The sequence below is a fragment of the Chroococcidiopsis sp. [FACHB-1243] genome (assembly GCF_014696895.1).
Taxonomy (GTDB): domain Bacteria; phylum Cyanobacteriota; class Cyanobacteriia; order Cyanobacteriales; family Chroococcidiopsidaceae; genus Chroococcidiopsis.
This window is the reverse complement of record NZ_JACJQX010000003.1, coordinates 152,452-172,488: the sequence shown is the minus strand read 5'-3', so window position 1 is coordinate 172,488 and position 20,037 is coordinate 152,452. Positions and strand designations below refer to the sequence as shown.

The window sequence follows — 20,037 nt, the reverse complement described above, 5'->3', positions numbered from 1 at the left end:
CCCGATTTAACAACCTGCAACCTGCATCCAGATGCCATGTTTAGCGATCTTTTAGATAAAATTTTTTCTAATAATCCAAACGACAACAACAGTCGTTCTCAAGTCAAGCAACGGCTGCAATTAGTAATTTCCCACGATCGCAGTGATTTGAGTCCGCAAACAATCGAAAAAATGCGGCGGGAAATATTAGAGGTGGTTGGTCGGTACGTCGAACTGGATGTAGAAGGGATGGAGTTTTCTTTAGAAAACAACCAAAGAGCTACGGCTCTAATTGCTAATTTACCAATTCGACGAGTGAAAACAGACGAATGAAACGTGGTAGTTGGTAGTTGATAGTTGGTAATTGGTAGTTGACGATTGATAGTTCTTGCTCCTCTGCCCCTCTACCCCTCTGCTCCCTGCTCCCTGCTCCCTGATAATTGATAACTGATAACTGATCGGTGGTACTCTGGAAGATGGCAAGTTTATGTCTGTCTGTAAAGATGGCAAACTCGCATCCGTCTGAATGACGGCAAGTTTGTAGATAAACTGTCCGACCGGATCTAAAACATAGCTGAAATCGAACTTAGGCGAGAGAATGGTCACCACCGCAGAAAAAACAGGTATTGGATACATTACACAAATCATTGGTCCTGTTGTAGACGTAAAATTCCCAGAAGGCAAACTGCCAGCGATCTACAACGCTCTAACTATCAAAAGCACCAATGAAGCTGGACAAGAAGTTTCTGTCACCTGTGAAGTGCAGCAACTTATGGGCGATCAACAGGTGCGTACAGTTTCTATGAGTTCCACCGATGGTCTAGTTCGCGGGATGGAAGCGGTTGATACAGGCGCTCCCATTTCCGTACCAGTAGGTAAGGCTACCTTGGGTCGAATTTTCAACGTCTTGGGCGAACCCGTAGATAACAGAGGACCTGTTAACACAGAAGAAAAATTCCCCATCCACCGCGAAGCGCCCAAACTCGTAGATTTGGAAACCAAACCTTCCGTGTTTGAAACGGGGATCAAAGTGGTTGACCTACTCACACCCTATCGACGTGGTGGCAAGATCGGTCTGTTCGGTGGTGCTGGTGTCGGCAAAACCGTAATCATGATGGAGTTGATCAACAACATTGCGGCTCAACACGGTGGTGTTTCGGTATTTGGTGGCGTGGGCGAACGCACCCGCGAAGGAAACGACCTTTACAACGAAATGATCGAATCTGGGGTAATCAACAAAGATGACCTCAACGAGTCGAAAATTGCTCTGGTGTACGGTCAGATGAACGAACCACCAGGAGCCAGAATGCGGGTCGGACTATCAGCGTTGACAATGGCTGAGTATTTCCGCGATGTCAACAAGCAAGACGTATTGCTGTTTATCGACAACATCTTCCGTTTCGTCCAAGCAGGTTCGGAAGTATCCGCACTACTAGGACGGATGCCTTCAGCGGTAGGATACCAACCCACTCTGGGTACGGACGTAGGCGAACTGCAAGAGCGGATCACCTCGACTACAGAAGGTTCTATTACCTCCATTCAAGCCGTTTACGTTCCAGCGGACGACTTTACCGACCCCGCACCAGCAACTACCTTCGCCCACCTAGACGGTACTACATTGTTGTCTCGCGGCTTGGCAGCTAAGGGCATTTACCCTGCTGTAGATCCACTGGGTTCTACTTCCACCATGTTGCAACCCAATATCGTCGGTGACGATCACTACGGTACAGCTCGCGCCGTTCAAGCCATCCTCCAGCGTTACAAAGAACTGCAAGACATCATCGCCATTCTGGGCTTAGATGAATTGTCGGAAGAAGACAGACTGATAGTAGCACGGGCGCGGAAGATCGAGCGCTTCCTCTCCCAGCCGTTCTTTGTAGCTGAAGTTTTCACTGGTTCTCCGGGTAAGTACGTGAAGCTAGAAGAAACAATTAAAGGCTTCAAGTCAATTCTGTCTGGAGAATTAGACAGCCTTCCAGAACAGGCTTTCTACATGGTGGGCAGCATTGAAGAAGCAGTTGCCAAAGCAGAAAAAATGAAAGGTTAGTGGCTAGTGGCTAGTGGCTGGTGGCTAGAAAAAGACTAACCACTAACCACTGCTCGCTACTCCTGTACGGGCGCACAGCTGTGCGCCCCTACTCACTATTTACTACTCACTACTCACTTTTCTATGACATTGACAGTTCGTGTAATTTCCCCAGACAAGACTGTTTGGGATGCTCCAGCTGAAGAAGTGATTTTACCTAGTACCACTGGACAACTAGGTATTCTCAGCGGACATGCTCCTTTATTAACTGCCCTCGATACTGCCGTGATGCGCGTCCGTCCTGACAAAGGGCAAAGTTGGGTGGCGATCGCCCTCATGGGTGGATTTGCCGAAGTCGAGAGCGATGAGGTGACAATTCTTGTCAACGGTGCAGAACGTGGCGACAAAATCGAGATGGAAGCCGCCCGCGCTGCATACAACGAAGCCCAAACTAAGCTCAACCAAGTTCAAGGTGCTTCTCGTCAAGAGCAGATCCAAGCAAATCAAGCGTTTAAACGCGCTCGGGCTAGGTTTCAAGCCGCAGGTGGTATGGTTACAGTTTAGCCAATACTCTTTTGGCAATTTTCTTGCAATCGTGAAAAACTCTTTCAGTATGAACGCTGAAAGAGTTTTTGTTTTTTGAGCGATCGCGTGGACTGCTTCAAGATTATTCTGCCTGAGCTGTGGGAAAAGCACCAGGACGTACAGCCAAGTTGAGATTTCGTCCCTGACGACGCAATTCTAGGCGTATATCCTTGCCAATGGCACTATTTTCTACTGCCTGTCGGATCGCGTCAGCTTCCGCGATCGATTGACCGTCAAGTTTGTGAATGACATCTGATAGCGGTTTTCAATTGGGTAAAATATAGCTTCGTAGGGGCGCATAGCCGTGCGCCGCTATCCCGATCGCGCACGCAATCGAGAATTGCTATGAAACTAGATTTTTATGACTAAAGATATGGGTGTGGAGTTGTTTTGGTAGATAGAGTCATACAGCTACTTCAAGAACACATCACCCGTTTTTTCAATTCTCATCGCCACTCTATCCGCCTTGAAGTCAGTCGATTCATCAAAAGCAATTTCTAGCAGTCCAGGTTGGGACGATACTTGCGGTTGAACCTGAAGCAGTCCTTTATCCTCGCGTCGGAAGGTTACAGCTACAGGTATAGGCAAAGCTTGTAGGGTGATATTTTCTCGCCCCACAAGCGTGCGTTGGTCGGTATGTCCGACGATCTGATAGGAAATCGCTGCGTTAGTATGGTTTGTCAGTTTAATATTGACTTTCCCATCCACGGGGACAACCGTAGCACTTGCTGGTTGGCTTTCTGGCAGAGGCGGTGTAATCGGCTGAGAAAGAGGTTTAGTAATACTATCCCGCCTGCGGTTGTAAGGCGGTTCGTTAAAAATACTGGGTTTGTTAGTTGGGGTTGTGGGTGCGGCTGCTGCTATCGGTATTATCCATAGGCTTATCCATATGCCACTAAAAATCGTTCCGATCCAAACTCTGTAGTTTCGTAGGTATTGAGTCATATTTCTCTGTTGAAAGCGATCGCAGTTTTTGGCAAATCAAAATTGCCTGTACTTTCAACTTATGAGGAAAAATTAAGAAAATCATGAGAATCGCAGTTGCGATCGCGAAACCAGAACTTTTCGGTTAGTGCTGCAAAGATATTGAAGTGCAAAAGTGTCCTTGAAGTGCGCAAAGTGCCGGGGGTTGCGGGGATCGAGATTTGAATCTTCCGGTCTGCAATGCCTAATGCTAACTCTTAGCATTGAAAAATCTTATAGTTTAAGTTTTGGTTCTCATTGTTTTCTTAATCTCGGTTTGTATTCTAAAAATAGAGGCGGACAACACAAGTGCGATCGCCAAGTTTGCCTAGCTCGAACGATTGATTAACTAAGATTTTAATAAAAGTAGAGTTAAATTGTGATGTTAAGCAAAGTTAGACCTGAGACAACTTCATTTGAGTCAATTGCATATACAGCCGAAGAAACTTCTATCGATTGGATGCAGATTGACTGTTATCCATACGCTACACGGGGAGTTTTGTATGGTCTGCTTTTCGCTATTTTTTTCTGGGGAAGCATAATCGGTATGTTGATGCTAGTCTTCTAAACCGAGCGCTTCAACTTGTTGCATCTGCCGTGTATTCATCTGTCAGCATTAATTGCCAGCAAGAATCTCCTTCCAACTTCAAGACATACTTATGGTACTGCAACAAACTGGCACGGTGTCCGACGCTAACCGTTGTAGTTTTCATCGCTTTGAGTTGTTGGTAAAGGCGTTTTTCGTTCCCCAGATCTAACGCACTTGTCGCTTCATCCAAGATCGCGTAGGTAGGCTGAGCCAGCAACAGCCGCGCAAAAGCAAGTCGCTGTTGCTCTCCTAGAGACAACACGTTTGCCCAATCTAGTTGGGCTTCAAATCCTCCCACTCTCTCAGGTAAATCTGTCAGGTTGACTTGCTCTAATACTTGACGCAACTGCTGCTCGTCGATATGGAGATCGGTGTGAGGATAGAGCAGCTGGCTGCGCAGGGAACCCAGCACCATGTAGGGGCGTTGGGGCAGAAACAGCATTTCTTTGAGCGGCGGACGGGTGAGATGACCCGTACCCGCATTCCATAACCCCGCGATCGCCCGTAAAATCGAACTTTTTCCACTACCGCTATGTCCGACTAAAACTATTCCTTCTCCTGACTCCAAGCTGAGGGACAAATCTTCAACTAAAGTTCTTTGATAGTTGGGAGTCAGTAGGGTGATGCGCTGTAGGGATAGTGAGGCGGCTTCTGTCACGTCGATTGTGGTCAGTCCAGGTTGCGGTTGAGAGGAAGTTTCTAAGCTATCGGTGAGGTCGCTGAGACGATCGACTCCGGCTGCAAAAGCTGTCAAGCTTTCAAACTGATCTACGACAATAGATAAAGCATTGAAAATTTGTCGAAATGCGATCGCGGCTTGGGTAAACGTACCAAATTCTGTATTTCCAGCAAAGTAGATCGGTGCAACTACTAGATAAGGCAATGCGGCAACAAAATAGTTGTAGCTGGTAGTAAAAAAACCAAGATTTCGCTGCCAACTAATTAGCAAGTCAAAGTTACGGATTGCTATGAGAAAACGCTGTTGCAGACCTATAGATTCTTCGGCTTCACCTTGATAGAATGCGATCGATTCTGCGTTGTCGCGAACGTGGATCAAACCATAGCGAAAATCAGCTTCTTTTTTAAGCTGTTCGAAATTAATTTTAATTAATCTTCGCCCAATCCAAACAGTAATAATTGTTCCAATAATTGCATAAGCTAAAAGTGCAAATGATAGAGATACAGAAATGGATAACAAAACCCCAGTAAAAGAAATTAAAGTAATAACTGACGTTAGAATTAACAATAGAAATGTTAGACTAGTGCGAGTGAATGCTCTAATGTCTTCGGAAATTCGCTGGTCGGGGTTATCAATTTCTTCATTAAAATTGAGCAGATAATAAGCACGATTTTGGAGATATTTGTTGAGAATACGCTTGGTCAACCACTCACGCCAGTATAGCCCTAGCTTATCTCGAAGATAAGCAAATATAACGACAATTGGCGTACCAATTACTAATAGACCAACATAGACTGCAATAAATCGCCAAAAAGTTGAAGTCTCTCTAGTTTGAGGAAAAGTTGCTAAGGCTGTATCGATATTTCTAAAAATAAAACTAATGCTGACATTAATTGCATTAACAGCAAATGACAAGACAAGTAATAAAATTAGCAATCCTCTGGCTTTCCACTTCTGTTCGGAAAACCAGTAGGGTTTGGCGATCGCCCAAAATTTTGCCCACAATTGACGGTTCAATCGATTCTCTCTGTTTGTTGTCATTCTCGTCATCAAATAAAGGTTAAATGAATCAAATAAGATAACCTCAAACTATCGAGATAAATTAAGAAATTGATGAGAAACACATTTTCAGTTGTTAGTTATCATTTGTCGCTTGCAGGCAAATTTACCGTGAAAGTCGTTTCTTGTCCAGGGTTACTTTCAACAACGATCGCGCCACCGTGCAAGCGGACGATCTCAGAAGCGATCGCTAACCCTAACCCAGCGCCATTTTTACTACCATGTGCAGACTCGGCGCGGTAAAATCGCTCAAATAAATGTGGCAAATGTTCGGGAGGAATACTCGCTCCCGTGTTGCTTACAGCCACTTCTACCATTTTCTCCTCGCTGTCTCGCTCTTTGACCCACAGACGTATAATTCCTCCTGCTGGGGTGTATTTAACAGCATTATCTAGCAAATTGAGAAATAGGTTGGTCAAACAATCAGGATCGCCTTGAACTTGTAATTCAGCAGGTAGATGATTCGCGATCGCAATCTGCTGCTGTTCTGCTAGTGGTTGTATTTGCTCTACAATGACTTCTAGCAAACTGCTTAAATCTACCGACAGCAAATTAAACGGAAACTGTCCGCGATCGATCCTGGCAAGTAAGAGTAAGCCATTGCTCAAGCGAATTAAGCGGTCTACCTCTTGTTCTAAGTCTTGTAGTGTTTTATCGTATTCAGCAACGGTACGCAGGCGAGTACGAGTTACACCGATGCGTCCTTTGATTACAGCTAATGGCGTGCGCAACTCATGGGCTGCATTAGCAGTAAATTGCTGTTCTCGCTCGAATGCCGCTTGCAAGCGATCTAACATTTGGTCAAATGTAGTTGCTAGTTGTCCGACTTCATCTGCTGCACCCCAGTAGTTGACGCGCCGATTTAGATCGTCTGTAGCTGCGATCGCCTGCGCAGTTCGATTAATTCGTTTAATCGGACGCAAGGCTCGATTCGAGAGAAATAGCCCCCCACAAGCAGCTAAGAGCAGTACCACAGGCAAACTGAATAAAACCTCCATTGGGAGTTCTTCGGAAATCTCTTCTAATGGCTCCAGCGACTGCGCTACTTGCAACCATCCCACTATTTGACCGTTGCGGCGTACTGGCTGGTCGATCGCCCGCCATTCTACTCCGTCCCGCGATCGGGTAATGTGTCCTTTCTCGGTCGGGACTTCTACTGGCAATTCTCGGTATCGACCAAAACCATCTACAACTTTGCCATCTAATGTAATCAAGCGCACCGCAAATCCCACTTGACGCAACCGCCGCGATATACTTCTTTGGATTGGCGTATTTTGAAACCTTAAGGAACTACCTTCATTAGCCAAATCGACTAGGAACTGAGAAGCAGCAATCTGAAGGGCAGTATCTACCTTATCTATGAGCTTGCGCTCTAACCGAAAATATAAGTATCCCGTGAAACCGCCTAGAGTGAGTCCCAACAGTAGGACATACCAGACAGTTAACTTCACCCGCAAGGGAATGCGATCGATCCACTTGAGACTAACCATCATCGGCACTCAGGCGATAGCCAACACCGCGCACCGTATGCAGTAAGGGGCGATCGAAACCGTTGTCTATCTTGCGCCGCAGATAGCCAATGTAAACATCGACTACGTTGGAGTCTCCATAGAAATCAAAATTCCAAATCCGCTCAGTAATTTGGCTACGAGTTAGCACTTGGCGAGGATGGCGCATCAAATATTCTAGTAAGCTAAACTCGCGGGGGCTAAGCTCGATCGACCTTCCAGCGCGGCGGACTTCCCGATTCGCCACGTCCATCTCTAGATCGGCGACTTGCAGTATTGTATCTAGTTGTAGGGGTGGGCGGCGGAGTAAGGCACGCAATCGCGCTAGCAGTTCTGGAAAAGCAAAAGGCTTGAATAAGTAGTCATCTGCTCCTGCATCCAGCCCTTTAACTCTATCTTCCACAGTATCGCGAGCAGTCAAAAGCAGCACGGGAGTTTTGATGCGCGATCGCATTTGGCGCAATACTTGTAAACCGTCCAATTGTGGCAGCATGATATCTAGCACGATAACGTCATACTCGGCTGCGAGGGCATAATCTAGTCCCGCTTGACCGTCGCTGGCTACATCTACAGCATAACCAGCTTCGTTTAATCCCTGCCGAATGAATTGAGCAATACCAGGTTCATCTTCTATCACTAGGACGCGCATGAGCCAAACAATTTTGGATTTTGGATTTACGATTTTGGATTTACCTCTGATACGCTTTTACGCGATCGGTTGTTGCGATCCGACTCAAAACCAAAAAAAGTCATATCTATGATATTTCATCGCAATTCTCAATTGCCTGCGTGATACAAGTAGGGGCGCACAGCTGTGCGCCCCTACAGATGTATATTTTACCCAATTAAAAACTGCTATTAGGTTATGTCTACGATCAAGCGCTACCTGTAAAAGTAACTTCAGGAAATTTTGACTGAGCTTCGCCTAGAGGTCGCCGCCTGCCTTCCTCTTGCCAGTAGTTGATCACTTCCGTGGATTTATTGAGTAACTCCACGCGCTCTTGCTCGGTGATCCAGCTTTTTGATTCTAATTCCTTTTTCAATTCCTCCCAAGCATCATTGCGAGGCCAGAAAAAGTATTTAGTTAAGGGACTTGTGCCTTTGCCCACAACCTGATCGACTGCTAAAGCAACGTTTTCTTCTAACCACAAAACTTTTAAGATAAACTTTGTCAATCCAACCTCCGCTCGTTCCGATTCGGCAAAACTACAAATACGTGCAATCTATTACTATACCTTAGTATCTATAAAAAATAAACTGCTGAAGAAGTCAGAAGAAGTATGAAATTTAGGAGATAATAAATTGAATTCACAAATTCGAGCGATCGCAGTTTTTGATATTGATGGTGTTGTGCGCGATGTGAGCGCTTCCTATCGGCGGGCGATCGCGGATACTGTAGAGTATTTTACGGCAGGTGCTTATCGTCCCACCCAGACTGATATTGACCGCTTGAAGTCGGAAGGAATTTGGAATAACGATTGGGAAGCATCCCAGGAGTTGGTTTATCGCCACTTTGAGACACGGGGAAAGGGGCGATCGCAGCTCGATCTAGACTATCCTACTCTAGTCGCCTATTTTCAATCTCTGTATCAAGGTACTGACCCGCAAAACTGGACGGGTTATATCTGCAATGAAACGCTGCTAGTGCAACCTACGTATCTCGAACAATTGAGTGCGGCTGGTATTCCTTGGGGTTTTTTCAGTGGTGCGACTCGCGACGAGGCGAAATATGTCTTAGAACGTCTTGGTATAGTATCTCCAGCCTTAATTGCAATGGAAGATGCACCAGGTAAACCCGATCCGACAGGATTGCTAGCTGTCGTGCGTCAGTTAGAAGTCCAACATCAGCTACCAGCAACAACCCCAGTTTTGTATGCAGGAGACACAGTAGCGGATATGTATACCGTCATCAAAGCCGCAGCACTGCAACCTCAACGTCAATGGATTGGAGTGGGTATTTTACCGCCTCACGTCCAAGCTACAAGCGATCGCTGCCACAATTATACGGAAACTCTCAAATCTGCGGGTGCGACGATCGTTTTTGGCAATGTTGAGGAACTCATACCAGCACAAATTCAGGCATTGCTACCAGTTTGAGTAATGATTTAGTGCAAGAAGGCAGGAGGCAGAAAGCAGAAGCTAGAAGAAAATCATGCTGACAGGCGTAATAAGACGATCGCATTATTCAATTGTAAAGATTCTTTTGCTATATTGCACTAGTCTGTATTACCTTTGCGCGCGCAGTCTTTGGATATCTTTGAAAAGTGCCGATTTAAATTCGTATCCCAGCAGTTGCCTCAGTTTAGGTGTTGCACGGTCTATAACTTCCTGTTGCAAGCCATGCAACGGATCTTCTAGCGGACGCACGAACTTAGGTGCGTAATTGCCAAGAATTGATACTCTGGGCTTTTGAGTGGAGTTAACAGAGGTATCGTGCCAGCAAAGACCGTGAGACAAAACCAGCGAACCAGCCTTTCCGGTTATTTTTTCAGCCGTTTTAGAAAAATGCTCAAAGTTAGGTAATTTCCCCAACTTCTGACTACCAGGGGCAAAAACTGGCGCACCGTTTTCCGTTGTAAAGTCTTCAACCATCCAAATTGCTTGTACTTCTAACGCCGGATAAGTAGGGAAAGGTGGTTGCATCGCCCAATAGGGATAATCTACATGGATACCCATGCTTGTTGCGCCAGGATGAAGGATATGAGCAGAAAAACCACCAAGTGTCATGTCTGTACCCACAATAGCTTCGACGATTTCAATTGCTATTGGGTGTTGTACCATTAACTCAAAGATGTCACCCTTGTAGACTAAACCATATACTCGTTCTCGCTGCCCTTCACTTAATATCTGCCCCCGTTCTCTCTCTTCTTCTGCTAGCTTAAGGACAGTTGAACGAGCTAAATCTGCTTGTGCTTTACTCAGAAGATCGGGAATCACAACATAACCTTTCCCGTTAATAATTTCGTCTACCAAACTTGCAACTGCCATATCAAATTTCTCCCGATCGCACTGTAATTTGGTTAAATGGGAAATTTTACGTTTTAACTAACATTAGCAAGGACAGGTTGACCTGTAGATATAGCTTGTTCGATAATGTCAGCAGCGCGAGTCACGCCACCAGATCTTTGAATCGCCTGTTGCAGTTTTATTGCATTTTGTTTGTAAGAATTTTCTGTCAGGACTTTTTGGACTACTGCTCTTAAATTAGGCACGCTCAAGCGAGACAATGGGACAAATTCTCCTACTCCAGTCCAAGCTATACGCGCTGCTACACCTGATTGGTCGTTTGTCACTGAAATTGCTACTAGTGGTACGCTATTACTTAAAGATTCTAAAGTTGTATTTAACCCTGCATGAGTAATCGTCAAACTCGCTTTTTTCAACAAATCTAACTGAGGTGCATATTTAACAATTAAAGGATTTCCAGGTAAGTTATGTAACGACTCTGGTTCGGCAGAACCTCCCAGTGAAATTACTAATTGAGCGTCCAATCCATGACAAGCTTCTGCTATGTAGCGTAATACATACTGCAACCGATTTTGTAGGGTTCCCATCGAAGCATAAATCAAAGGTTGTCCAGTTAACTTTTCAAACGGAAAATCAACAGGTTTTCTGCCACTAGAACTGTGATAAGGTCAGGTAAAGTGAAACCAAGGTGGTAGATTACTACGGGGATATTCTAACTGAGCAGGTTGCTGGCTAATAATTGCTAGTTTTGAGTATAGTTCGTCAGATTTAGAGTAAGGCGGTAACTGCCACTGCTGGCGGTACCGCTTACTACTTGCCGAATCGGCTGCGTGACGCGGCTCATCACAACATAACCTGCACGATTGCGCAAACGCGCCCATCCTGTGGGATTATATCTCCAGGTGCTGAAACATGGGGGAATGCTGTCTTCGTAGTTCAGTACTAAAGCACTACACACGTTCACATAGGGAAGATCGAGAAATTGCGCTAAAGTCCCTCCTGGCGATGCGGTTACTTGGTCAATTATTAATGCTTCTACACCAGCTTTTTTAATGACTCCTGGGGCATCTCGTAGTAGCCAATTCGCTGATTGCTTCAGTACATTTCCAGTCTGGCGCAGTGCTGTCAATCCATACTTTAGGTTGACCGTCAAGTATTCCAATCCAACTTACCTCATGACCCCGCGATTGCAGTTCGCAGCCCAAAGGTAGCACTGTATTGAGATGTCCGTTTCTGCGGGGCAGAGCATGCCAAAATGAGTCATAAGCTACTGCGTAGATTAAGTTGTATAGCTTTGGCTGAGTTATTGAGCAATGCGATCGCATCACCAACAACTCCCTTTGTATTTAACTCCAACCCACAACAGTCTTATTACTTCAATTGTGACAATTTTTTAACAGCCGCCGATTCACTGAGGCTAATTCATGCCTCAAATAGCAAGAGACGCGAAATTTCGCGTCTCTGCAATGTTAATTTGTTTTGATTGGCAGCTATACAGTCGAGAAAATGCCCCGAGCTAATGCTACAAGCATTGTCCTCTCCTGCTATCTCGCACTAACTTACTGTCCGTCTCCACCAGTAATTTTATTAATGGTATTAGCCGTACCTTCAACTGCATCAGCTACACCCTGGACTGCCTTAGATACAACACTACCCTCTTGCATCTGTTGAGCTTGAGGTGATTTCATCGTACCGTGAAGTTTTGGATCGGGTTGAGGAAGATTTGGTTCTGGTCCTATGGGCTGCGGATTTGCTACATACTCAAACTGACCTTTACCGTCGATTGAAGCACCTTTTGCCCAACGACCTTGGGCGCTTTCTTCTCCCTCAGAGTGATTCCAGAACTGATAAGCGTTCTCTTTCTTCCCATATTCATACGCGATCTTGGGAACAACTGTTTCCTCAAATCCTTCGCTCTTGAGATCTTCAATTGCGGCTAACCACTGGTTTTGATGCATGGTGTCGCGGGCAATATTGAAACTGAGCATGTCTCTTACACCTGGGTCGTCTGTCATGTCGTACAACCGTACAGCCTGTAAAAGACCCTGAGATTCGGCGTGAAGATTAGAGCGGAAGTCTGCCAACAAGTTGCCACTAGCAACAATAAAGCGTCCGTTCCAAGGAAAACCTACACTATCCGCTGGCATTGCCCCCCCACCCGAAACAGTGGCGTGTTGAGGATTCATTGCTGCTGCCATAATCACATCTCGCGGACGAACGCCACCCATGACCGCACCAACGACTGGATCTTTTGCTCCATCTTCTTGCATATTGACTGGTGCTTTATCCAACAAATGAGCAACCATCGTTGCTAGCATTTCAACGTGACCGATTTCCTCAGTTCCAATATCCAACAGCATATCGCGGTACTTAGCGGGTCCTCGGCAGTTCCAGCCTTGGAATAGGTACTGCATCATCACCGTCATTTCGCCAAAAGAACCGCCAATTAGTTCTTGAAGCTTTTTTGCATAGGCAGCATCGGGTTTTGCTGGTGGAGTGAAGTACTGTAGCTGCTTCTTGTGATAAAACATGAAAATCTCCTGAAAACATTTTACTAATCGGCGCGATCGGTTGTAGTGCGATCTATATTTTGACTGGCGAAATTTTGTTGTATTACCCTATCTAGGAAACTACTGACTCACTTTTTTTTCCTCAACCTACAGACAGAATGACAAAATTCAACTGAAAGAGATAGGTATTATTATTTAGGTTTAGTTGCTCAATTCTTTTCTGAAAATTAGAAATTTTTTATCGAACAAAGTTTCCTTGCAGGGTGGATACTATCCCCTCTACATCTCAATTTCACATATTAAGTAAGACTGCTATGCTTTAAAGATAGTGTTAAATTTCATCTGCCGATACAGCAATCTGGCGATCGAATAGAATTTACGGTGGCGAACTCAAGAAAATAAACTAAAATTACTGTAAAATACGCTCTATTAAATAATACAGCCGCTAATATTTGATAGCGGCTGAAAGCTTTATTCCTCACTAACAAATCTTATTCATCTCTTCCGTGAACCTGTGACGGAGGACTAGTAGCTTCGACAGCAGTAAAAGGTTCCAAAATTTTATAAGTATGAGATGCACCTTTAGGTACAACCCAAGAATCTCCTGGTTCTAGTAACACCATTTGACCTTCAAGATGTAACTCTGCCTTACCGTTAATTACATAGCCAACGGTTTCATAGTCTCTTGTCGTGGGAGATTTAGCTTCTGTTGGTTGTTCGTTTTCCCACAAACGCATCGAAAGAGACTTACCGGAAGCTAAATACTTCTGTCCCTGCTTACCATGAGGGGAACTACTAGAATCTACCTTTTTAACACTGGTATCGCTCATATTTTCGTCTCCCATAGAATTTGCGATTGCACTGCCTGTTCTTTTCCATCCCATCTCGATTTCTGCTTTAGCGCATCATCCTTAATTGGTAATTAGCAATTCACAATTCGCAATAACCTCTGTAAGGGCGGGTTTTGCAGGTAGATTTCTGGTCATAGGCATGGATTGTTTGCTAAACCCACCCCTACGACAACTGTTAACTATTAACTGATATCGTGCGACCTGTGCGTGCTGCTTCGTAAATTGCTAACATCAATCTCACATCCTGTAAGCCTTCTTCACCAGGAGTTTTCGGTTGCCGATCTTGCATGACCGATTCAGAAAGATGATCCATCTCTAGGGCAAATTGATTTTGTTCCTGAATCTGGCGTTCTTCTTGTACCTTCTCCCGTTTTACAGTTAATTGATGCCGATAGTAATCTGTAGCAGGGTCGAGTTCAAGCGTACCATTGCTACCAAATACCTGAAAGCGTTTGGTGTCAGAGTAGCCATAACTAGAAGTACAGTTGGCTAGTACGCCACTGGGGAAACGCAAAATAAAGTTAACGTTCTCCTCCACTTCCTTGAAGCGAGGGTCGTTGGGAGTGCTGTAGGTCATAGCACAGACTTCTGTAGGTTCTTCGCCTGTAATGTAACGCGCAGCCTGTAAGCTGTAGATCCCAATATCAAATAGCGAACCACCACCAGCCAGTTTCTTATTCATCCGCCAGACATCCGCTGGGTCTTTGGGGTCGAGATTGCGCCCGTGGTCGGCGACGATCGCCTTGAGTTGACCGAGTTGTTTTTTCTGCGCGATCGCGATCGCCTCTAAGTTGAAAGGTTCGTATTGGGCGCGGTAAGCTATCATCAATTTGCGGTTTGCTTGATTACAAGCAGCAATCATCGCCTGACACTCTTCTACCGTATTTGCCATCGGCTTTTCACATAAAATATGCTTTCCTGCTTGTGCGCCACGGATAGTATATTCAGCGTGTAAGCCGTTGGGTAGAACTATATAGATAATGTCTACTTCTGGATTATTCCGAATGGAATCGTAATTTTCGTAATTGTAAATATTTTTAGGATTGACATTATATTGCCGCGCATAATTTTCAGCTTTAGCGCGATCGCCACTCACCAGCGCCACTAATTTTGACTGCTTGCACTGAGAAAATGAAGGAATAATTTGTTGCGTAGCAAATTTACCCAACCCGACAACAGCCCAACCGAGTTTCTTTTCGTCGGGTATTGGTGGTTCTTTAGCTGGTTTATAAGCGGGCTGGGCGATCGCAGGTGAATTTCGCGTTACCACCCCCGCCACTCCTACACCCAAAATTCCCATCCCAGAACCAATTATTTGCCTGCGAGTGAGGAGATTTTTGACTGCATTCAACATATATTTTTTGCCCTGTAATTGTTAGTAGTGGCGCACAGCTGTGCGCCCCTACAGATTGTTATCGCAACAGCACTGGTTTCGCATTAATGCGGGTACGAAACAGACTGTATGGTTTTTCGCGCAAATCTTTCTTCTGATGGAACTGGGGCTGACGGTGAAGTTGATTGGCAATGAAATAGAGGTAGCCGTCATTGGCGACAGACAGCGTATCAGCCCATAAAACGCGAGGATCGTGAACTACAGTTTCATACATCCCATCAGGCGATCGCTGCAAAATTGCATTATGCTCGTAGTTGGTCAGATAAACTCGATTTTGGGCATCCGACTCTAAGCCATCAGATGCACCGCCTTTATCGCCCAAATCTTTTACAGTCACTGCTACTTCTTTGTCGCTTAATTTCTCATCGACTAAAGCATCAACGCTGACACTATATAGCCTTCTTCCAGCTAAAGTACAGTAAAATAACTGTCTCCCATCGGCACTAATTGCGATTCCATCCGCACCAATTGTAATTGGGCTAGGTGGCTTGTCTGGCGGACGGTTCATCAACGGTTGTCCCTCCACCACTGGTAGAAAATTCGGTTCTGCTTTCGTAGAAGGATGGTCGTTCAGCCGCCGCCAACTTTTACCAGAATCTAAATCGACAACAATAATGGCATTAGCACCGTTACCGGAAGAATCGGTAATAAAAGCCATCCCTGCTTTACCGCGCCGTAAATCGAAGCGGATATCGTTCAAATAGGTAGTCGGTAGCGCTACATCTTGGGGAAACAAGATAGTCTTAAAAATTCGATTTTGTTTCAGATTTATCCCGATTAATTTCGGTCCCCCATAAGCAGTAGGTGCAAACTGAATGCTGCCAGTATCCAAGATCCACAAACGGTCTAAAGGATCGACAACTACACTTTGAACAGAAACGAGTGACTTCGATTGGTCTTTTTGAGGGCGATTGAATTTGGCGTTGGGATAAGCTACGGCTTTACCCCTAACTATTTCCGCTACCGTATAATCTACTTTGTCTCCCCAGCGAGGGAAGTTAACAAAAATTCTTCCCCTTTGAGATACTGTTACTCCGGTCGGCATAGCACCGTTAAACGATGCTACCGATTCAATCTTGCCCACAGTCTTTTCCTGCGGTAAGGCATAAGCCGGAGGAACAAAAGCAAGAAACAATAAACTCGATAAAAGCAGACAGAAGAATTTTTGTCGCAAGCTGTGCCAAAACATAGTTTTTTCTTTGGTAGTTACTGGTTGGTAATTGGCAAGTCGCAACTACCAATTACCAATTACCTATTACCTATTACCAATTTCAAGGCTTCAACACAACTTTGATACAATTATCTTTTTTATGCTTGAAGATATCGTAAGCGTGGGGTGCTTGTTCTAAGGGAAGAGTATGAGTGATGATGAACGTCGGATCTATATCACCGTTTTGAATGTGTTCTAGTAGTGGTTTTAAATAGCGATGAACGTGGGTTTGTCCCATCTTGAATGTCAAACCTTTGTTCATTGCCGCACCCATTGGGATTTTATCGAGGAAACCACCATACGCCCCAGCAATAGAGACATGACCTGCTTTCCCGCAAGCAACGATCGCGTTACGTAAGGCTGTAGGTCTGTCTGTTTCCAACCGCACGGCTTGTTTTGCTTTATCGAACAAGTTCATAAAATCAGTACCGTGCGCCTCTAATCCTACGGCATCAATTACCGCATCGGGACCGCGCCCGCCAGTCATTTCTTTTAAAGCTTCCCCAACATCCACTTCTTCGTAGTTAAGTACGTCGGCTTTGCCCTGTTCCTTAGCCATTTGCAAGCGTTCGGGGATGCGATCGATCGCGATAACTTTTTCCGCACCCAGCAGATACGCACTCTTAATCGCGAACTGTCCTACCGGACCACAACCCCAGACAGCCACGATATTACCAGGCTTAATATGACAATTCTCTGCTGCCATGTAGCCAGTGGGAAAGATATCGGTTAAGAATAATACTTGCTCGTCTGTCAGCCCATCGGGAATTTTGAACAATCCGACATCAGCAAATGGGACTCGCGCGTACTCCGCTTGTCCGCCAGCATAACCACCGAAGATATGAGAGTAGCCAAATAAACCAGCTGGCGAATGTCCCATCAGCTTCTCTGCCATCCAACCGTTGGGGTTAGAATTATCGCACAACGACCACAGATCGCGATTGCAGAAAAAGCAGTTACCGCAAGAAATTGTAAACGGAACGACGACGCGATCGCCTACTTTTACATTCTTAACCGCACTCCCAACCTCAACCACTTCTCCCATAAATTCGTGACCGAGTATATCCCCTTTCTCCATAGTGGGGATAAAGCCATTATAAAGATGCAAATCAGAACCGCAGATTGCTGTTGACGTAATTTTGACAATTGCATCGCGGGGATTTGCAATTTTAGGATCGGGGACTGTATCTACCTTGACATTCTTTTCCCCGTGCCAGCAAACTGCTTTCATAATTAATTAGTGAGTAGGAAGTAGTTTTTTATTTGTCATTTGTCATTAGTCGTAAGTCAATTGGTAATACGTTTCTTACTTACAACTTACGACTTACGGCTTAATTCATATTTTGCTAATAAGAACCTTGCTCTTTTCCAGTGACGGGCTTAACTGTTTTTTCCACGTTTTTCTGAGCAGAATTCAAAACTTCTTTCGTACCCGGATCGAGTGGCTCATCTAAATTAAGCTTTTCTCGAACATTTTCAGCAGTTTCTTTGAGGCTTTCCTTAGCCTTGTCAAGCGGATTTCCTCGATTCATTTCAGTTCCAGGCTGGTTTGCTTGATATGCTCTAGCTTCAGGTGTTACTGTTTCAGCTCTAGCAGACAAATTACTGTTGTAGCCAAATTGCAGTATAGAAACAGTCAGCCCTACCAAAAAAACAATTGTTACCTGACGGAAAAGGGAAATTAATTTCTTCATTGTCATCCTCTACTTTTACTTTTCAAGTGTTAATTACAATTGCCGATTACCGATTACCAATTAACCATCTACGGTCTCAGTACAACTTTGATACAGTTATCTTTCTTTTGTTGAAAAATGTCGTAGCCGTGGGCAGCTTGTTCTAGCGGTAATTGATGCGTGACCACGCGGGAGGGATCGAATTTCTCTTCCAGAATCATCTTGAGCAACAAATGCATATATTTTTGTCCGTGCATTTGTCCCATTCTGAAAGTTAAAGCTTTATTGAAAGCTGCACCAAAAGGCATCTTATCTACAAAGCCACCGTAAACACCCATAATTGAAAGAGTTCCACCTTTACGACAAGATAGAATCATTTGTCGCAAAACATGCGGACGGTCGGTTTCTAGCTTTAATTTCTGCTTAGTCTGGTCGTAAAAGTCTTCAAAGCCAACTCCGTGCGCTTCCAAGCCTACAGCATCAATACAAGCGTCGGGACCCATACCCCCCGTCATTTCTCTCAAAGCTTCGCCTGCATCTACTTCTTCGTAGTTAATTACTTCTGCTTTAGCGAAATTTTTGGCTAATTCCAAGCGTTCGGGGAAGCGATCGATCGCAATCACTTTTTCTGCACCCATCATGTAGGCGCTAATCATGGCAAATTGCCCGACTGCACCGCAGCCCCACACTGCTACTGTATCCCCAGGTTGAATGTCGCATAACTCAGCTCCCATGTAACCTGTAGGGATCGCATCAGAGATAAATAGTAACTTTTCGTCTGGTATGTCCTTAGGGACTTTGACCACATCTACATCGGCAAATGGCACGCGCACGTACTCTGCTTGCGCCCCAGCATATCCACCGAAAGCATGGGAGTATCCGTAAATCGCTGAGGTGATGTTGCCAAACAACTTCTCTTCAACCCAACCGTTAGGGTTAGAGTTATCGCACAGCGACCACATATCGTGCTGGCAATAATAGCAACCACCACAACCGATTGTAGAAGGAACGACAACGCGATCGCCGATTTTTAAGTTGTTAATTCCTCTACCAACTTCGACCACTTCCCCCATAAATTCGTGACCGATAATGTCACCTGGTTGCACGGTGGGAATGTAGCCGCCGTAAATGTGCAAGTCAGAACCGCAAATTGCAGTAGAGGTAATCTTTAAAATCACATCGCGAGGATTGAGAATTTTCGGATCGGGTACGGATTCAACCCGCACATCATTTGCGCCGTGCCAGCAAACTGCTTTCATACTCACTTTTAGTTGTTGGTTGTTGGTTGATAGCTGATGGTTGATGGTTGACTATCAACCGCCTTTTGGTTGTCCTTCAGTGGTAGCAATTTCACCTGCTTCCATCAGCATTTTGAAGCGGCGCAGGTCGTCACCAATTTGTTGTTCCGGTTCCTCACCAAAGAGTTTGGCGATCGCCGATGCTACAACTCCGCCTGGTGGCGCGTATTCAATAACTACTTTTACTTCTGTACCGCGATTTCCTGGTGCTGGCTTAAATCTGACAAAACCAGAATTTTCTACATCTGCCCCTTCTACCGAAGTCCAGGAAATAAATTCGTTTTCGCGGTCTTCAATAATTTCTGCATCCCATTCAACACTTGCACCTAAAGGTGCATTTGCTACCCAATGCGATCGCTTATTATCTTGCACCGTAACAGATTTAAGGTGCTTCATGAATGTCGGCAAATATTCAAAATTATGCCAGTAACGATACAGCTCATCAGCAGGCTTATTTATCGTTACCGTCTTTTCTACCTTAATTGCTTGGTTTAAACCCAATGCTTGTTGCATATCGCCCTTTTCCGTTGCTGCTTTATATGCCAATCCACCACCTGCGATCGCCAACAAAGCACCCCGTAGCGATCGCTGTTGTAACCCCATCAGTACCATTGCACCACCACCAATCAGCGATGCCCAGCGCCCGATTTCGTTACTATCTCCCTGTCCTTGCTGATTCTCTACCGTCGAAGCCACCTTCTCTGTCTCCCTTTTCTGAATAGATATCCCCTCTTAAAAGTGGAGATT

The 20,037-nt window shown here is 45.0% G+C and carries 19 protein-coding genes and 1 pseudogene; 4 read left to right on the top strand and 16 right to left on the bottom strand.

Features of this window, described 5'->3' with window-relative positions; genetic code table 11:
• The first annotated feature begins 36 nt into the window (after positions 1-36).
• Positions 37-312, top strand: a complete 276-nt coding sequence (gene minE, locus H6G17_RS03470; protein ID WP_041462942.1) for a cell division topological specificity factor MinE — start codon at positions 37-39, stop codon at positions 310-312.
• Here the strand turns inward: minE and H6G17_RS03465 are convergent.
• Positions 280-585, bottom strand: a complete 306-nt coding sequence (locus H6G17_RS03465) for a hypothetical protein (protein ID WP_192154170.1) — start codon at positions 583-585, stop codon at positions 280-282. The genes minE and H6G17_RS03465 overlap by 33 nt on opposite strands.
• On the opposite strand from H6G17_RS03465, the gene atpD reads away from it, so the two are divergent.
• On the top strand, positions 578-2,026 hold the full coding sequence (atpD, locus tag H6G17_RS03460) for a F0F1 ATP synthase subunit beta (protein ID WP_192154168.1): 1,449 nt from the start codon (positions 578-580) through the stop codon (positions 2,024-2,026). The two genes, H6G17_RS03465 and atpD, sit on opposite strands and share 8 nt — an antisense overlap.
• A 123-nt stretch (positions 2,027-2,149) precedes the next feature.
• Positions 2,150-2,569: an ATP synthase F1 subunit epsilon gene (atpC, locus tag H6G17_RS03455; protein WP_192154166.1), complete on the top strand. Its 420-nt coding sequence runs from the start codon at positions 2,150-2,152 to the stop codon at positions 2,567-2,569.
• Between the two features lie 432 nt (positions 2,570-3,001).
• Here atpC and H6G17_RS03450 read toward each other — a convergent pair whose 3' ends face one another.
• From H6G17_RS03450 to H6G17_RS03430, 5 genes are all read right to left on the bottom strand, one after another.
• Positions 3,002-3,535, bottom strand: a complete 534-nt coding sequence (locus H6G17_RS03450) for a hypothetical protein (RefSeq protein WP_192154163.1) — start codon at positions 3,533-3,535, stop codon at positions 3,002-3,004.
• Between the two features lie 596 nt (positions 3,536-4,131).
• Positions 4,132-5,862: an ABC transporter ATP-binding protein/permease gene (locus H6G17_RS03445; RefSeq protein WP_192154161.1), complete on the bottom strand. Its 1,731-nt coding sequence runs from the start codon at positions 5,860-5,862 to the stop codon at positions 4,132-4,134.
• Positions 5,863-5,963: 101 nt separating this feature from the next.
• On the bottom strand, positions 5,964-7,373 hold the full coding sequence (locus tag H6G17_RS03440) for an ATP-binding protein (protein ID WP_199316442.1): 1,410 nt from the start codon (positions 7,371-7,373) through the stop codon (positions 5,964-5,966).
• Positions 7,363-8,037, bottom strand: coding sequence for a response regulator transcription factor (locus tag H6G17_RS03435; protein ID WP_192154159.1), 675 nt, complete (start codon positions 8,035-8,037; stop codon positions 7,363-7,365). Before H6G17_RS03435 ends, H6G17_RS03440 begins: the two co-directional genes overlap by 11 nt.
• 226 nt (positions 8,038-8,263) lie before the next feature.
• Positions 8,264-8,602 (bottom strand): 30S ribosomal protein PSRP-3, encoded by a 339-nt coding sequence (locus H6G17_RS03430; RefSeq protein WP_071925429.1) that lies wholly within the window; start codon positions 8,600-8,602, stop codon positions 8,264-8,266.
• A gap of 88 nt (positions 8,603-8,690) precedes the next feature.
• On the opposite strand from H6G17_RS03430, the gene H6G17_RS03425 reads away from it, so the two are divergent.
• Positions 8,691-9,485 carry a TIGR01548 family HAD-type hydrolase gene (locus H6G17_RS03425; RefSeq protein ID WP_192154157.1) on the top strand — a complete coding sequence of 265 codons (795 nt, stop codon included), beginning with the start codon at positions 8,691-8,693 and terminating at the stop codon, positions 9,483-9,485.
• A gap of 129 nt (positions 9,486-9,614) precedes the next feature.
• Here the strand turns inward: H6G17_RS03425 and H6G17_RS03420 are convergent, their stop codons facing one another.
• From H6G17_RS03420 to H6G17_RS03375, 10 genes and pseudogenes are all read right to left on the bottom strand, one after another.
• Entirely contained in the window at positions 9,615-10,376 is a 762-nt protein-coding gene (locus H6G17_RS03420) for a phytanoyl-CoA dioxygenase family protein (RefSeq protein WP_192154155.1), read from the bottom strand.
• Between the two features lie 53 nt (positions 10,377-10,429).
• A pseudogene (locus H6G17_RS34505) lies at positions 10,430-11,619 on the bottom strand (nucleotide disphospho-sugar-binding domain-containing protein).
• A 295-nt stretch (positions 11,620-11,914) separates the two neighbouring features.
• Positions 11,915-12,886, bottom strand: a complete 972-nt coding sequence (locus tag H6G17_RS03410) for a manganese catalase family protein (protein WP_192154153.1) — start codon at positions 12,884-12,886, stop codon at positions 11,915-11,917.
• A gap of 470 nt (positions 12,887-13,356) precedes the next feature.
• On the bottom strand, positions 13,357-13,695 hold the full coding sequence (locus H6G17_RS03405; protein WP_192154151.1) for a cupin domain-containing protein: 339 nt from the start codon (positions 13,693-13,695) through the stop codon (positions 13,357-13,359).
• Positions 13,696-13,891: 196 nt separating this feature from the next.
• The gene (locus H6G17_RS03400) at positions 13,892-15,070 is read right to left on the bottom strand and encodes a Gfo/Idh/MocA family oxidoreductase (protein WP_192154149.1); all 1,179 of its coding nucleotides are present in this window, start codon (positions 15,068-15,070) and stop codon (positions 13,892-13,894) included.
• Positions 15,071-15,128: 58 nt separating this feature from the next.
• On the bottom strand, positions 15,129-16,298 hold the full coding sequence (locus tag H6G17_RS03395) for an L-dopachrome tautomerase-related protein (RefSeq protein WP_192154147.1): 1,170 nt from the start codon (positions 16,296-16,298) through the stop codon (positions 15,129-15,131).
• Positions 16,299-16,380: 82 nt separating this feature from the next.
• On the bottom strand, positions 16,381-17,550 hold the full coding sequence (locus H6G17_RS03390; protein WP_192154145.1) for a zinc-dependent alcohol dehydrogenase: 1,170 nt from the start codon (positions 17,548-17,550) through the stop codon (positions 16,381-16,383).
• Between the two features lie 115 nt (positions 17,551-17,665).
• Positions 17,666-18,013 carry a hypothetical protein gene (locus tag H6G17_RS03385; RefSeq protein WP_192154143.1) on the bottom strand — a complete coding sequence of 116 codons (348 nt, stop codon included), beginning with the start codon at positions 18,011-18,013 and terminating at the stop codon, positions 17,666-17,668.
• A 68-nt stretch (positions 18,014-18,081) separates the two neighbouring features.
• Positions 18,082-19,251, bottom strand: coding sequence for a zinc-dependent alcohol dehydrogenase (locus tag H6G17_RS03380; protein ID WP_192154141.1), 1,170 nt, complete (start codon positions 19,249-19,251; stop codon positions 18,082-18,084).
• Positions 19,252-19,305: 54 nt separating this feature from the next.
• Complete coding sequence (locus tag H6G17_RS03375) at positions 19,306-19,986, bottom strand: SRPBCC family protein (protein WP_192154139.1); 681 nt, start codon at positions 19,984-19,986, stop codon at positions 19,306-19,308.
• Positions 19,987-20,037 lie beyond the last annotated feature (51 nt).

What these genes read in the sequence shown, in the direction of transcription:
- H6G17_RS03390 (WP_192154145.1), bottom strand. Translation starts at nt 17,550, where the DNA reads ATGAAAGCAGTTTGCTGGCACGGGGAAAAGAATGTCAAGGTAGATACA.
- H6G17_RS03395 (WP_192154147.1), bottom strand. Translation starts at nt 16,298, where the DNA reads ATGTTTTGGCACAGCTTGCGACAAAAATTCTTCTGTCTGCTTTTATCG.
- H6G17_RS03445 (WP_192154161.1), bottom strand. Translation starts at nt 5,862, where the DNA reads ATGACAACAAACAGAGAGAATCGATTGAACCGTCAATTGTGGGCAAAA.
- H6G17_RS03385 (WP_192154143.1), bottom strand. Translation starts at nt 18,013, where the DNA reads ATGAAGAAATTAATTTCCCTTTTCCGTCAGGTAACAATTGTTTTTTTG.
- H6G17_RS03410 (WP_192154153.1), bottom strand. Translation starts at nt 12,886, where the DNA reads ATGTTTTATCACAAGAAGCAGCTACAGTACTTCACTCCACCAGCAAAA.
- atpD (WP_192154168.1), top strand. Translation starts at nt 578, where the DNA reads ATGGTCACCACCGCAGAAAAAACAGGTATTGGATACATTACACAAATC.
- H6G17_RS03450 (WP_192154163.1), bottom strand. Translation starts at nt 3,535, where the DNA reads ATGACTCAATACCTACGAAACTACAGAGTTTGGATCGGAACGATTTTT.
- H6G17_RS03405 (WP_192154151.1), bottom strand. Translation starts at nt 13,695, where the DNA reads ATGAGCGATACCAGTGTTAAAAAGGTAGATTCTAGTAGTTCCCCTCAT.
- minE (WP_041462942.1), top strand. Translation starts at nt 37, where the DNA reads ATGTTTAGCGATCTTTTAGATAAAATTTTTTCTAATAATCCAAACGAC.
- H6G17_RS03440 (WP_199316442.1), bottom strand. Translation starts at nt 7,373, where the DNA reads ATGATGGTTAGTCTCAAGTGGATCGATCGCATTCCCTTGCGGGTGAAG.
- H6G17_RS03400 (WP_192154149.1), bottom strand. Translation starts at nt 15,070, where the DNA reads ATGTTGAATGCAGTCAAAAATCTCCTCACTCGCAGGCAAATAATTGGT.
- atpC (WP_192154166.1), top strand. Translation starts at nt 2,150, where the DNA reads ATGACATTGACAGTTCGTGTAATTTCCCCAGACAAGACTGTTTGGGAT.
- H6G17_RS03435 (WP_192154159.1), bottom strand. Translation starts at nt 8,037, where the DNA reads ATGCGCGTCCTAGTGATAGAAGATGAACCTGGTATTGCTCAATTCATT.
- H6G17_RS03420 (WP_192154155.1), bottom strand. Translation starts at nt 10,376, where the DNA reads ATGGCAGTTGCAAGTTTGGTAGACGAAATTATTAACGGGAAAGGTTAT.
- H6G17_RS03380 (WP_192154141.1), bottom strand. Translation starts at nt 19,251, where the DNA reads ATGAAAGCAGTTTGCTGGCACGGCGCAAATGATGTGCGGGTTGAATCC.